General features: G+C 69.4%; 10 protein-coding genes and 1 riboswitch. Of the genes, 7 read left to right on the forward strand and 3 right to left on the reverse strand.

The window, feature by feature from the left end; translation table 11 throughout:
• Nucleotides 1-5 precede the first annotated feature (5 nt).
• From M3M54_RS03825 to M3M54_RS03855, 7 genes are all read left to right on the forward strand, one after another.
• On the forward strand, nucleotides 6-1,244 hold the full coding sequence (locus M3M54_RS03825) for an AMP-binding protein (protein WP_249020861.1): 1,239 nt from the start codon (nucleotides 6-8) through the stop codon (nucleotides 1,242-1,244).
• Nucleotides 1,245-1,250: 6 nt separating this feature from the next.
• Nucleotides 1,251-2,102 (forward strand): class I SAM-dependent methyltransferase, encoded by an 852-nt coding sequence (locus tag M3M54_RS03830; RefSeq protein ID WP_249020862.1) that lies wholly within the window; start codon nucleotides 1,251-1,253, stop codon nucleotides 2,100-2,102.
• Between the two features lie 120 nt (nucleotides 2,103-2,222).
• Nucleotides 2,223-3,629, forward strand: a complete 1,407-nt coding sequence (locus M3M54_RS03835; RefSeq protein ID WP_249020863.1) for a hypothetical protein — start codon at nucleotides 2,223-2,225, stop codon at nucleotides 3,627-3,629.
• A gap of 38 nt (nucleotides 3,630-3,667) precedes the next feature.
• A complete protein-coding gene (gene ilvC, locus M3M54_RS03840) occupies nucleotides 3,668-4,669 on the forward strand; it encodes a ketol-acid reductoisomerase (RefSeq protein WP_371878641.1) in 1,002 nt (333 codons plus the stop codon).
• 138 nt (nucleotides 4,670-4,807) lie between these two features.
• Nucleotides 4,808-4,890, forward strand: a riboswitch (ZMP/ZTP riboswitch).
• 36 nt (nucleotides 4,891-4,926) lie between these two features.
• The gene (gene serC / locus M3M54_RS03845; RefSeq protein WP_249020864.1) at nucleotides 4,927-6,075 is read left to right on the forward strand and encodes a phosphoserine transaminase; all 1,149 of its coding nucleotides are present in this window, start codon (nucleotides 4,927-4,929) and stop codon (nucleotides 6,073-6,075) included.
• Nucleotides 6,075-7,676: a phosphoglycerate dehydrogenase gene (gene serA, locus M3M54_RS03850; RefSeq protein WP_249020865.1), complete on the forward strand. Its 1,602-nt coding sequence runs from the start codon at nucleotides 6,075-6,077 to the stop codon at nucleotides 7,674-7,676. Before serC ends, serA begins: the two co-directional genes overlap by 1 nt.
• Nucleotides 7,677-7,889: 213 nt before the next feature.
• The gene (locus M3M54_RS03855) at nucleotides 7,890-9,461 is read left to right on the forward strand and encodes a 2-isopropylmalate synthase (protein WP_249020866.1); all 1,572 of its coding nucleotides are present in this window, start codon (nucleotides 7,890-7,892) and stop codon (nucleotides 9,459-9,461) included.
• A 17-nt stretch (nucleotides 9,462-9,478) separates the two neighbouring features.
• On the opposite strand, the gene M3M54_RS03860 is transcribed toward M3M54_RS03855, so the two are convergent.
• The 3 genes from M3M54_RS03860 to M3M54_RS03870 are packed head-to-tail and all read right to left on the reverse strand — an operon-like array spanning nucleotide 9,479 to nucleotide 13,332.
• Nucleotides 9,479-10,378 carry a patatin-like phospholipase family protein gene (locus tag M3M54_RS03860; protein WP_249020867.1) on the reverse strand — a complete coding sequence of 300 codons (900 nt, stop codon included), beginning with the start codon at nucleotides 10,376-10,378 and terminating at the stop codon, nucleotides 9,479-9,481.
• A 43-nt stretch (nucleotides 10,379-10,421) separates the two neighbouring features.
• Complete coding sequence (locus M3M54_RS03865) at nucleotides 10,422-11,666, reverse strand: PEP/pyruvate-binding domain-containing protein (protein WP_249020868.1); 1,245 nt, start codon at nucleotides 11,664-11,666, stop codon at nucleotides 10,422-10,424.
• A gap of 28 nt (nucleotides 11,667-11,694) precedes the next feature.
• On the reverse strand, nucleotides 11,695-13,332 hold the full coding sequence (locus M3M54_RS03870) for a PEP-utilizing enzyme (protein WP_249020869.1): 1,638 nt from the start codon (nucleotides 13,330-13,332) through the stop codon (nucleotides 11,695-11,697).
• Nucleotides 13,333-13,383 lie beyond the last annotated feature (51 nt).

Below are 13,383 nucleotides of genomic sequence, written 5' to 3' on the forward strand. Positions count from 1 at the left end.
CGGGCATGTATGACTGGCTTGAGCGGGCGGCGGCGCGGCGCCCGGAGACGATCGCGCTTGAGGCGGTGGGCGATCGCACGCTCACCTACGCACAGCTGCTCACGGCCGCGCGGCGCGCCGCGGCGGCGCGCAAAACACCGTCCACCAAGCAGGTTGTGGCGCCGACCAGGGGGGTAGCCCACATCCAGACCAGCGGGGCGCGCTTTGCCGTCAGCCTGCACGGCGCGCTGCTCGCTGGGGTAACGGCCGTCCCGGTGGACGGTCGCCTGTCGGTGACAGAGCGGCGGCTGCGGCACGTGGCTGAGCCGCCCGGACCAGACGTGGCGACAGTGATGTTCACCTCCGGCACCACGGCGGCCCCCAAGCCGGTGCACCTGACACTGGCCAACTGGGAGGCCAACGCGATCGGCTCCGCGCTCGCGCTCGGGCTTGACCGCAACGAGCGCTGGCTGTGCGTGATGCCGCTCGCGCACGTGGGCGGCCTCTCGATCCTCTTGCGCTCGACGCTCTACGCCACGACCGTCGTGCTGCACGAGCGCTACGACACCGAAGCGGTGCTCGCAGAGCTGATGGACCCAAAACGGGCGATCACGCTCGTGTCGGTGGTGCCGACGATGCTCTCACGGCTCCTTGACGCGGGCCTCTCACGCCCGCCGACATTGCGTTTTGCGCTGCTCGGCGGCGGACCGATACCACCCAGCCTGGTGGCGCGTGCGGCGGCCGCCGGGGTCCCGGTCGCCACGACCTACGGCATGACCGAGGGCTGCTCACAGCTTGCGACCTTCGGCTTCGCGCTGCACGGTGTGACGCTGCAGGTCGCCGCCGACGGCGAGGTGCTCGTGCGCGGGGCAAGCATCGCAGCCAACACGCTTTCAGAGGACGGCTGGCTGCACACCGGCGACATCGGTGCGCTTGACGCAAACAAGCGCCTTCGGATCATCGGACGGCGCTCAGAGACGATTGTCTCGGGCGGTGAGAACGTGGCGCCGGCCGAGGTCGAGGCGGTGCTGCTGGAGCACCCTGCGGTCGCCGACGCCGGCGTCTTTGCGAAACCCGACCCGGAGTGGGGGGAGCGGGTGGTTGCGGCCGTTGTGTTGCGGTCAGGACAGCAAGCCAGCCCACAGGAGCTCGAGCGTCACGTCGCTGAGCGCCTGGCGCGCTTCAAGGTCCCCAAGGAGATCGAGTTTCGCCCGAGCCTGCCGCGGACCGTCTCCGGCAAGCTGCTGCGCCGCCAGCTAGCCTGAGGGCACATGGACGAGGACCTTGAGGAGCAGCGGGAGCGGCTTCTAGACGGCTGGGAGCGGGTGGCCGGCGGCTGGGGCCGTCAGGCTGACCACAGCCAGGTTGCGGCGCTGCCGGTGTCGGAGTGGATGCTCGCGCACGCGGCGCCCCAGCCGGGGGAGCGGGTGCTTGAGCTGGCGGCCGGTCCCGGTGACACCGGCTTCATGGCGGCGAGGATGATCGCCCCGGACGGTGTGCTGATGTGTAGCGACGCGACCGCGGGCATGCTCGCGGTCGCGCGTGAACGTGCTGCCGAGCACGGCTTGAAGAACGTTGAGTTCCGCCAGCTGCAGCTCGAGTGGATCGATCTGCCGGCCGCGAGCGTCGATGTGGCGCTGTGCCGCTGGGGGGTGATGCTGGTGATTGACCCCGCCGCCGCGCTGCGCGAATGCCGTCGCGTGCTGAAACCCGGTGGGCGCATGGCGCTGGCGGTCTGGGACCTTCCGCATGAGAACCCGTGGGCGACGCTGATCCAGCGGGTGCTGGTCGATCTCGGGCACGCCGAGCCAGCCCCGCAAGGCGGCCCCGGCATGTTCGCTCTATCTCACCCTGGCCTGCTTGAGCAGATGCTCGCGGACGCAGGCTTTGTCGAGGTTGAGAGCGATGCGGTGGCGATCGTGCGCCGCTACCGCAACGTGACCGAGTGGATCGCGGAGACGCTCGATCACTCGGGCCAGTTCGCCGCGGTCTGGCGAACGCTCGACAGCAGCGGTCGTCAACGGCTGACCGACCGGCTGGCGGAGACCGCCGCGGAGTACGTGAGCCCAGAGGGCGAGATCGAACTGCCCGGCAGCTCGTTGGTCGCCTGTGCGCAGGCCTGAGCTTCCCCGATCCTGCACCGGTGCAGGGCAATGGCCCCTATGATGGCCCGCGTGAGTGCTACAGGCCCCCAGACCGCCGTGCCTGGGGTGTGTTCTGCCAGCTGGCGGAGAGGGCTTCAGGTGCTGGTCGCGGCGCTGGCGCTGCTGGCGCTCGCAACCGCGCAGGCTCGCGCGGCCACCTTCACGCGCGGTTTCGTCGACGACGTCTGGTTCGATGGCACGCAAGCTGGCGTGACGACGCCCACCTGGCTTGCCAACACTCGCGCTTCCGGAGCAAGGTTCGTGCAGATCGAGGTCGACTGGTGGACCGTCGAGCCCAGCGCGCCTGCTCCAGGTACAAACCCGACCAACCCTGCGGGCCCACAGTTCAACTTCTCCTATCTGGACCAGCGTGTCGAGGAGATCACCTCCGCCGGGCTCACACCGGTGTTCCTGGTGACCGCTGCGCCGAGCTGGGCGGAGGCTTCCGGCGGCAGCGCCACCCTGGAGGCCACCGGAGGCTACAGGCCCAACGCCAAGGCGTTTGGCGAGCTCGGGCAGGCGCTTGCGACCCGCTACTCGGGCCACTACCCAAACCCCGCCGCCCTCGGCACCGTGCTCCCGCGCGTGCGGTACATGCAGGCCTGGGGCGAGGCGAACATGACAAACCACCTCTCGCCGCAGTGGGTCCGCGTACATGGCCGCGCCGTGAACACCGGGGCGATCATTTATCGCTCGATGCTGAACGACTTCTACGCCGGCGTGAAGGCCGGTGATCGCTCCGACGTCGTGCTGATGACCGGCCTCGAGGGCTACGGCGATGCGCCGTTCACTGGCCTTGAGCGCACCCACCCTGTCACCTTTCTCGAGAACCTCCTGTGCCTGAGCCCGCAACTCAGGCGGGTCAGGTGCGCGGGCGGCGGAGCGCACTTCAACGTGCTCGCCTCAGACCCATATGAGGCGTTTTCGCCAACAACGCCGGCGGTCTCGCCGCTTGACGCCTCAGCGCCTGACCTCGCCCGGCTGACCAGGGTGCTGAACGCCGGCCTTGCCGCCCACACCGTGCTTCCGCACACCCAGAAGCCCCTGTGGGTGACGGAGTTCAGCTACCAGTCAGACCCGCCGATCCACGTGTCCGGGACGCCGTCGCTTGCGACCCAGGCGCGCTGGCTCGAGCAGTCCTTCTACGTCTTCTGGCACGAGGGCGTGAGCACCGTGCTCTGGTACCTCCTGCGCGATCAGGCGCCGCCATACACGATCAACTACGCCTCCGGCGTCTACTACTACAACGGCAAGCCGAAGCCGTCGCTTGTCGCCTACCGCTTTCCGCTGGTGGTCTCAACCGACGGACGTGGCCGCTCCCAGCTGTGGGGGATCGCGCCGACCTCGGGGACGGTGCGCGTGCAGGTCCAGCGGCACGGCTGGCGCACCGTCGCGACCTTCCACCGCCGTGCCGGCGCGGTGTTCTCGCTGGTGAGTGACAAGCTCGCGCACGGACGCTACCGGGCAACCGATGGCTCACAGAAGAGCCTGGTCTGGGTCTACTGAGGACGGCGCAGGGCCGGCGCGGCGGGTGCTCCGCTAGCCTGCTGGCAATGTTCTACGACGACGACGCTGACCTTCACCTGCTCGACGGCAAGACCGTCGCGATCATCGGCTACGGCTCCCAGGGCCACGCCCACGCAAACAACCTAAAAGATTCCGGCGTCGATGTCGTGGTGGGTCTGCGTCCCGATTCGGCGAGTGTCGCCAAGGCGCAGAGCCACGGCCTGCGGGTGCTCGACCCGGCCGCCGCGGCCGCCGCGGGCGATGTGGTGATGCTGCTCGTCCCGGATGAGCTGCACGGCGCCGTCTGGGAGGAGATCCAGGGTGGCCTCGAGCCCGGCAACCTGCTGCTCACAAGCCACGGCTTCTCGGTGCTGTATGAGACGGTCAAGCCGCCGCAGGACATTGATGTGGCGCTGGTTGCGCCCAAGGGCCCGGGTCACATGGTGCGCCGGCTGTATGTGGAAGGCACCGGGATCCCGGGGCTGGTCGCCGTGCACCAGGACGCCACGGGCAGCGCGCAGAAGCTCGCGCTCGCCTACGCCAAGGGGATCGGCTGCACCCGCGCAGGCGTCTTTGAGACGAGCTTTCGGGAGGAGACAGAGACCGACCTCTTCGGCGAGCAGGCGGTGCTCTGCGGCGGCGTCTCAGAGCTGGTGCAGGCCGGCTTCGACACGCTGGTTGAGGCAGGCTACAGCCCGCAGATGGCCTACTTCGAGTGCCTGCACGAGCTCAAGCTGATCGTCGACCTGATGTATGAGAAGGGCCTTGCCGGGATGCGCTACTCGATCTCCAACACGGCCGAGTACGGCGACTACACGCGCGGCAAGCGGGTGATCACCGACCAGACCCGTCAGGCGATGAAGCAGATCCTCTCAGAGATCCAGTCGGGTGAGTTCGCGCACGAGTGGATCGCCGAGAACCGCGCCGGACAGGAGAGCTTCAAGCGCATGCGCGAGGAGCAGGCAGGACACCAGGTCGAGGTGGTCGGCAAGGACCTGCGCTCGCACATGGCCTGGATCGACACCGCCTTCCACGAGTGAGCGGCGGCGCAGAGGGCCAACCCGGGCGAAGTTGCCGCGGATGTGAGCGGGCCCGGCCGTGCAGCTCACCGCGCCGAGCTGGGAGGACTTGAGCACGCCGGCGCTGCGCCCAACCCCAGCCGCTTCGCTATCGTTTGAGAAGCCCGCTGTGACTGGCGCGACTAGGTGGAGCACCACCGGGAAGCGGCGGGCCGCTGTCGCCGCGCGCCTGGGCACCCATCTCTCTCACTCACCTCCAGCGGATCCGAGGAGCGACTGTGCCCCAAACCCAGATACTCATACCCGAGCAGCTCAAGCCCAGCGACGGGCGCTTTGGCTGCGGACCATCGCGGCTGCGAGCGGAGCAGCTGCCCGCGCTGGCGGCCACCGGCAGCACGCTGATGGGCACCTCTCACCGGCAGAAGCCGGTCAAGCAGCTGGTCGGGCGGGTGCGCGCCGGCCTGCGCGAGCTCTTCAGCCTGCCCGAGGGCTACGAGGTCATCCTCGGTAACGGCGGCACGACCGCGTTCTGGGACGCGCTGATCGCCGGAGTGATCCGCGAACGGCCGCTGCACCTCACCTACGGCGAGTTCTCCGCAAAGCTCGCCTCGGGCGCCAAACAGGCGCCGTTCCTGGCTGAGCCGATCGTGGTCGCAGCGCAGCCCGGTGACGCCCCGGACCCGCAGGTGGCGGCACAGCATGGCGCTGACGTCATCACCTGGGCCCACAACGAAACCTCGACCGGCGTGATGGTGGCGGTGCAGCGTCCGGGCGGGCTCGACGAGGACTGCCTGGTGCTGATCGACGCGACCTCCGGCGCGGCCGGTCTGCCGGTCAACGTCAGCGACGCCGACATCTACTACTTCGCGCCGCAGAAGGGCTTTGCCTCAGACGGCGGGCTGTGGCTGGCGCTGGCGAGCCCCGCCGCGATCGAGCGGATCGAGCGGATCGACGCCGAACGCCCGACGGTCGGTGCGCAGCGCTGGATCCCGGAGTTTTTGTCGCTGACCACGGCGCTCGAGAATTCGCGCAAGGACCAGACCTACAACACCCCGGCGGTCGCAACGCTGTTTCTGCTGGCCGACCAGATCGACTGGATGCTGGCAAACGGCGGTCTCGAGGCCATGGTGGCGCGCACCAGCGCCTCCGCGCAGCACATCTACAGCTGGGCGCAGGCGCATGCGCACGCCACGCCGTTCGTGACGGACCCCGCCAAGCGCTCGCTGGTTGTGGCGACGATCGACTTTGGCGAGGAGACCGATGCTGCGCAGATCGCTGCGACCCTGCGCGCCAACGGGATCGTCGACGTCGAGCCCTACCGCAAGCTCGGCCGAAACCAGCTGCGCGTGGCCATGTTCCCCGCCACCGACCCCGCCGACGTGCAGGCGCTGACCGCCTGCATCGACTACATCCTGGAGCAGAACTGATGACCAAGGTCCTTGTTGCAGAGAAGGTCGGCGCCTCCGGCATCCAGCTGCTCAAAAGCCACTTTGATGTCGAGCTCGGGTTCGACTGGGATCGCGAGCAGGTCAAGGCGCGCCTGGGCGAGTTTGACGGCATCCTGATCCGCTCGGCGACCAAGCTGGACGCCGAGCTGCTGGCCGCAGGCACGAAGCTGCGGGTGATCGGCCGGGCCGGCGTCGGGGTTGACAACGTCGACGTGCCCGAGGCCTCAAGGCGCGGGATCGTGGTCGCCAACGCGCCGCTCTCAAACGTCGTCACCGCCGCCGAGCACACGCTCGCGCTGCTCCTGGCGCTCGCCCGCAACGTCCCGCAGGCCGACGCGTCGCTGAAGGCCGGGCGCTGGGACCGCTCCAAGTACTCGGGCGTTGAGCTCTACGAGAAGACGCTCGGGATCATCGGCTTCGGCCGCATCGGCCAGCTGGTCGCCGAGCGCGCCAGGGGTTTTGGCATGAACCTGATCGCGTTTGACCCCGTCGTCAGCGGCGAGCGCTTCCGGGAGCTCGGCGTCACGCGCGCGCAGACGGCCGAGGAGGTCTACGCCGTCGCCGACTTTTTGACCCTGCACCTGCCAAAGACGCCGGAGACGACCGGTTGGCTGAACGCCGAGGTGCTCGCCAAGTGCAAGGACGGGGTGCGCGTGCTGAACGTCGCACGCGGGCCGCTGGTCGTCGACTCAGACCTGCAGGCGGCGCTTGACAGCGGCAAGGTCGCGGGCGCGGCGCTTGACGTCTTTCAGTCAGAGCCGATCACCGACCACCCGCTGTTTGCCTACCCGAACGTGATCGTCACCCCGCACCTCGGCGCCTCAACCGCAGAGGCCAACGACCGCGCCGGCTTCCAGGCGGCCGAGCAGATCGTGGCGGCGCTGACCGGCGGCTCGGTCACAACCGCCGTCAACATCCCGGCGATCCCCGACGAGGACATCGAGCCGCTGACCCCGTTCCTGCCGCTCGCCCGCGCCCTGGGCAAGATCGCCGCCTCACTCGACGAGGAGGCGGCGGTCGAGACCGTCAAGGTCGATTTCCTCGGTGGCATCGCCGCACGCGACACCCGCCTTCTGGGCCTCAACGTGCTGATGGGCGTGCTGGCCGCCAAGGGTGGGGCGGAGGACCTCAACGAGGTAAACGCGCCGGCCCTGGCCAAGGAGCGCGGGATCAGCACCGAGGACGCCAAGCAGGAGCAGGCGCGCGACTACACCGACATGATCCGCGTGACCGTCGCGAGCGCCAGCCACAGCGCGACCGTGGCGGGCGCGGTGATCGGCAACCTGCACCGCCCGCACCTGCTGGAGGCGTGGGGTCAGCGCTTCCAGGTGCAGCTCGAGCAGCACGTCACGATGTTCCGCTACCACGATCGCCCCGGGATGCTGGGGCGCGTGGGCACGCTCTTTGGCCAGCACGGCGTGAACATCGTCTCCTCGATCGTCGGCCGCCAGCCCGAGGGCGCAGATCAGGAGCCCTACGCGGCGATGGTGATCACCACCGACGTGGCTGTACCGGATGCGCTGGTGCGCGAGATCGCCGCAAGCGACGGGTTCGTAGCAGGGGTCACGCTCACGCTGTGAGCACGCGTACCGCCGGAGGGGCGGGCCCGCTGGCCCGCCCCTCCGCTGCTTGCGCAGCCCTCCGCGAACGGCTAGGCTTTGCGCCAGATGGCCCGCGCTCTGCACCTTTGCCTTCTCCTCCTCCCCCCGCGGGGGGAATAGCGCGCCGGCGGCCGCAGATAGCCGCAAACCAAGCACGAGAGAAGGCAGTACGAGAGCCCAAGGAGACCACTTATGGCGCCATCGCAGGACAAAGACCGCGTAATTCTGTTTGACACCACGCTGCGCGACGGCGAGCAGTCGCCCGGCATATCGCTGAACGCGCAGGAGAAGCTCGAGATCGCCCAGCAGCTCGCGCGGCTCGGGGTGGATGTGATCGAGGCCGGCTTCCCGATCGCCTCGCCCGGCGACTTCGCCGCCGTGCAGGCGATCGCGCGTGGGGTGGAGGGGCCGGTGATCGCCGGCCTGGCACGCGCCTTCCCGGAGGACATCAACACCGCCTTCGCGGCGCTCAAGGAGGCCGAGCGGCTGCGCATCCACACCTTCATCTCGACCTCCGACATTCACATCCAGCACCAGATGCAGAACACGCGCGACGACGTGCGGCGGATGGCCCGGGAGGCGGTCGCGCACGCCCGCTCGTTCTGTGAGGACGTCGAGTTCTCGCCGATGGACGCCACGCGCTCGGATGTCGAGTTCACCGCCGAGATCGTGCAGATCGCGATCGAGGAGGGCGCCACCACGATCAACATCCCTGACACGGTCGGCTATGCCGTGCCGCACGAGTACGCGGCCTTCCTGACGCGACTCTATGAGCTGGTGCCGGGCCTGCGCGACGTGGTCGTCTCGGTGCACTGCCACGATGACCTGGGCCTGGCGGTCGCCAACTCGATCGCCGGTGTGCTGGCCGGCGCGCGTCAGGTCGAATGCGCGGTCAACGGGATCGGCGAGCGGGCCGGCAACGCCGCGCTCGAGGAGATCATCATGTTGATCGCCACGCGCCAGGCGGAGCTCGGCGTGCACACCGGCGCTGTCACCCAGGAGATCGCGCGCACCTCGCGGATCGTCTCGCGCCTGACCGGCTATCCGGTCGCGCCCAACAAGGCGATCATCGGCCGCAACGCCTTCGCGCACGAGTCGGGGATCCACCAGGACGGCGTGCTCAAGGAGCGCTCGACGTTTGAGATCATGGACGCGCGCGCGGTCGGGCTTGACTCAAACCAGCTCGTGCTGGGCAAGCACTCCGGCCGCCACGCACTCGCGCAGGCGCTGGCCGAGCTGGGCTACGAGGTTTCAGGGCCGACGCTCAACCAGGCCTTCCGGCGCTTCAAGGAGATCGCCGACAAGAAGAAGCAGGTGACGGCGATGGACCTCGAGGCGCTTTTGACCGATGAGCTGCGCGAGGCGGCCGAGGAGGACGGCTACACGCTCGAGTACTTCGACGTCGAGTCCTCCACACGGCGCCCACCGCACGCGAAGGTCGGGGTGCGGGTGCCGGGGGGCGAGGTGCTCGAGGGGTCCTTCGGCGGCGATGGCCCGATCGACGCGATCTTTCACGCGATCAACGTCGCCACCGGCGTTGACGCGCGGCTGCGGGAGTTCCGCATCGGGGCGGTCACCGGCGGCCAGGACGCGCTCGGCGAGACCTCGATCGTGGTTGAGGTAGCGGGGCTCAGCGGCTCCGGCCAGGGCGTCTCCACCGACATCGTCGAGGCGGCTGCGCGCGGCTACGTGCGCGCGCTTTCAAACGCGGTCAGGCGCGGTCGCTCAGAGGGCGAGGGCGCCGCGGTCGCGGGCACGCCGTGAGCCTGGCGCTCCGGTCGCTACGCGGCGAGGTGCAGGCCCTGCCGGTAGCCGGCTGCGAGCGTCGCGTCCAGGCCGTCGGCCGCCATCAGGTCGGCGCCGATCGCCTGCGCTGAGGCCCGGTCCGGCGTGATCAGCTCGACCTTCGCGCCGTGGCCGCGCAGCGCCGCCGCCTCGACCAGCAAAAGCGCCCGCGACGCCACCCGGACAGCCTTCAGGAACGGGCCGTGGTGGCTTGCCATCGGCGCGAGGATCAGCACCTCGGAGCCCCTGCTCGCCGGTGCCGCGTCGGCGTTGGTCGGCGACCACAGCGCCCCGTCGAAGTATTCGTGACCATCGATAAGGGTCGGCCCAAAGACGAGCGGCAGCGCGCAGGAGGCGCGAAGCGCCTGTGCGACCGTCGCCGGCGGCGCGTCCGGGGCGCCGAAGATCACGCGCCGGCCGCGTGAGCGCTCCACCGCGGCCATCCGCAGGCGCCCGTCGAAGCTGACCTTCTCCGGCGGGAAGGCGGCGGCGAAGTCGAGCGTCTCAACCGCGGATGTGGGCACCATCGCAAGCGCCGCGCTACGGGCGAGCTCGCCGGGCAGCGTGGCCAACAAAAGCCCGGCGCCGGTGAACGGCTCAACGAGCCGCAGCGCCGAGGCAAAGAGCGCCTCTGGCAGCGGCTCGCACTCGCGCTCGGGCTCGGCACTGTCATCCGCTGCGCGGTCGGCCTCGGCCTCGGGGTCGGGCCGCTTCAGCCGCCGCCCGGAGGCGAGCTTGGCGGCCACGATCGAGCCTGCGGAGGTGCCCAGCATGTACTCGCAGTCCGCAAACGAGACCTCGTGTGAGTCCTCGAGCCCGGCGAGCACGCCGCTCATCCAGGCGTCGCCCTGGCGGCCACCGCCGCCCAGCACCAGCACATCGGGTATCGACCGCATCGCCCTTCGGATGCTAGCGGCGGCCGGCCGCAGCCCGGTGCCCTCAGTGCTGCTGATCTGCTCGCACGCGCTTTGCCAGCGCCTGCAAGAGCGCCCAGGCGATCGTGGGGTTCTCCCTGACCAGCGGCTGGAAGTCCCAGAAGGTGAGGCCGTGACAGACGAGCTCACCCACCGCGGTGACGGTCGCCGCACGCTCGCCGCCGTCGATCAGGGCGATCTCGCCAAAGAAGTCGCCGGCCTTCATCCCCGGACGTGGCTGGCCGTGGACCGTGACCGCCGCCTCGCCGGACTCGATCAGATAGAACGCGGCGCCGCCGGACCCCTCCTTGGTGACGGTCTCGCCCGGCGCGAACCGCCGCTCCTTGAACAGGCTGTGAACCTTGGCAAGGTCCTCGCTGCTCAGACCGGCAAACAGCGGGACCTGGCCCAGCTCCTCGAGCGGCAGCGACGGCGGCCTCGGTGGTGCGCTCTCCCCGCCGATCCGCGTCACCGCTCGGCACTGCAGCAGGTAGAGCTGACCGCCAGCGATCGCCCACTCGATGTCGCGACCGGGACCGTAGACCTCCTCACAGCGCGCTGCCAGACCGCTCAACGCCTGAAGCTGCTCGTCGTTCAGGCAGAGGCGCTCAACCAGCTCGGGAGCGACAGCCTCCTCGACCGTGCCGCCGTCCGGCAGCGAGCGAACCCGGATCTGCTTGTAGCCGGGACTCCGCTCGAGCACCTCGCCCGAGCGCGCGACGCGGTAGCTGTCCGGTATCACCCGGCCCGCCACGACCGTCTCACCGAGACCCCAGCTGGCTTCGATCAGCCGCTCGTCGGCCCCGTTGATCGGGTTGCGGGTGAACATCACCCCGGCAGCCTCGGGGTCGAGCAGCGACTGCACGACCACAGCGATGCTCGGACGCGTGAAGAGACCCACCCGCTGGCGGTAGGTGATCGCCGAATCCGAGTTTGCAGACCACCAGATCTCCTTCAGCGCAGCCTTCAGCTCCTGCGTCGAGGGCACGTTCAGAAGCGTCATGTGCTGGCCGGCGAAGCTGGCGTCGGCGCCGTCCTCGTCGACGGCTGAGGAGCGCACGGCGAAGGGACCGTGCAGCGGCGCCACCGTCCGTAGGACCTCGGTGACGGACGCCTCCTCGTCCGCGGCGAGCGCCTCGACGATGTCACCGGACAGCGCGAACCCCGGCGGGATCGGCAGCTCGCCGCGGGCCGCGTCACCGAGCCCGACCGCCTTTGATCCGAACTGGCCGGTGTCCCTGGCGTCCGCCAGCCTGACAACCGCCTTCATCGCGGCGCCCTCACGGCTCTGATGGCGCTCAATCGAGCACCGTGACCGAGCCAGAGTCGCCGTCGACCCGCACGCGTGCCCCGTCGGCGATCTGATCGGTGGCGTTGCGGGTTCCGACGACGCCCGGGATGCCGTACTCGCGCGCGACGATCGCAGGGTGCGAGAGCACGCCGCCGCTGTCGGTGACAAGCGCGCCAAGCAGCGGCAGCAGGATGTTGAACGCCTCGCTGGTGCACTCGGTGACGAGCACGTCACCCCTGACGATCCGGTTGAACTCCGACGGTCCTGCCACCCGCCGCGCGGGCCCCTCGTAGACACCGCCGCTGGCGGCCAGGCCGCGCAGCGTCCTGCCCTCGTGCGCCAGCATCGAAGGGATGAACATCGACGCCGAGGTGATCCCCGAAGCGCGCATCACGCGTGCGACCGCAGGCGGCAGCCCCGAAAGGTCCGGGGGCGGCTGCGGCGGCTCGCCAAGGAACTGGGGCGCGTCCTTGGCGGTATGTGTGGTGCGCCAGCGGTGGCGCTGTGCGAGCTCCTCGGCAGACGGCCCGCCGGTGCCTGAGAGCAGCGCCGTCATCTCCTCAAAGCCGGCGTCGATCAGGTGCTCGGCCTCGTCGATCTGGCCTCGGTCGGCAAGCCGCTGCCCGGCGCCGATAACCGCGCGGCGCATGATGCCCGACGCCCAGATGTCGCTGAAGACGCCACGCTCATCCCGGATCCGGTACATCAGCCGCGCCTCGCCGAGCAGCTCGTCAAACTCCTCGGCGTGCTCCGCGGGCACCATCGCGCGGATCTCTGCGATCCGTGCGTCGACGTCGAACTCGGCGCTTTCGGCCTCGTCGGACTGGACCGCTGCGCGGATCGCACGAAGCAGCACGTCGGGCATCTCCAGGGCGTAGCGGCCCGCGATGTCAAACCCGTCAAGCAGGCGATAGCCCGTCAGCTCCAGGTAGGCTGAGACGGCGCCGCCGGCGTCTGTGTCGAGTGCTTGCAGCTGACTGAGGATGTCCTCGGGAGCCTGATTTGAGAACAGCAGCGCCCGCGCGTCCGGATCGTCCGCGAAGGCCGCGATCATCGCGGCAAGCTCACCGGAGGCACCGGCCGACACGGGCGCTGAGCCGCGCATCATGCTGAGCAGCTCCGCGGGCGCAAGGCCGGTCCAGTCGCCCACGTGGGCGAGCAGATCCCCAAGCGCGATCGTCGCCGCGCCGGTGAAGCGCATGTGCTGGTAGATCATCTCCCGGTGGTGCTCGCAGCAGCGGTAAAGGTGGGCGGCCAGGCTCTCGTCGCTGAGTGCGGCCGGGTCAACGCTCTGTAGCTCCCTGTGGGTCCGAATCGACGCCGGTTTGAAGGTCTCATCCCACTCGCGCAGCTGCTCACGCCAGAGCTTGCGCTCCCACACCTCCTCGGCGCGGGCAAACCGCGCCGGCACCTCTTCGGGCGCCGCCGGCTTCATCGACGCATACATGAAGCCGTTGACGTAGGCGTGCCGCATACCGAGCAGCAGCCCGTAGTAGGCGGTGAACTCGTCAAAGCCACGTCCGCCCGCGGCGGGGTGGATCTCGGTCCAGTAGCGCGTGACGGGCCGTGGGAAATGGACCGCGTCGAGGTTCCACGAACCCGGTCCAGGAGCCTCAAAGTGACGCTCCGACATAACGTCAGACATATAGATCCCTGCCTTCCCCCGTTACCAGCAGTTTCTTTGGGGCGACACTAC

It is taken from the genome of Conexibacter sp. S30A1 (assembly GCF_023330665.1).
In the GTDB taxonomy this organism is placed as follows: Bacteria; Actinomycetota; Thermoleophilia; order Solirubrobacterales; family Solirubrobacteraceae; genus Palsa-465.

Coding starts and splice junctions, on each gene's coding strand:
- M3M54_RS03865 (WP_249020868.1), bottom strand. CDS start 11,666: ATGAAGGCGGTTGTCAGGCTGGCGGACGCCAGGGACACCGGCCAGTTC.
- M3M54_RS03830 (WP_249020862.1), top strand. CDS start 1,251: ATGGACGAGGACCTTGAGGAGCAGCGGGAGCGGCTTCTAGACGGCTGG.
- M3M54_RS03855 (WP_249020866.1), top strand. CDS start 7,890: ATGGCGCCATCGCAGGACAAAGACCGCGTAATTCTGTTTGACACCACG.
- M3M54_RS03825 (WP_249020861.1), top strand. CDS start 6: ATGTATGACTGGCTTGAGCGGGCGGCGGCGCGGCGCCCGGAGACGATC.
- serA (WP_249020865.1), top strand. CDS start 6,075: ATGACCAAGGTCCTTGTTGCAGAGAAGGTCGGCGCCTCCGGCATCCAG.
- M3M54_RS03860 (WP_249020867.1), bottom strand. CDS start 10,378: ATGCGGTCGATACCCGATGTGCTGGTGCTGGGCGGCGGTGGCCGCCAG.
- M3M54_RS03870 (WP_249020869.1), bottom strand. CDS start 13,332: ATGTCTGACGTTATGTCGGAGCGTCACTTTGAGGCTCCTGGACCGGGT.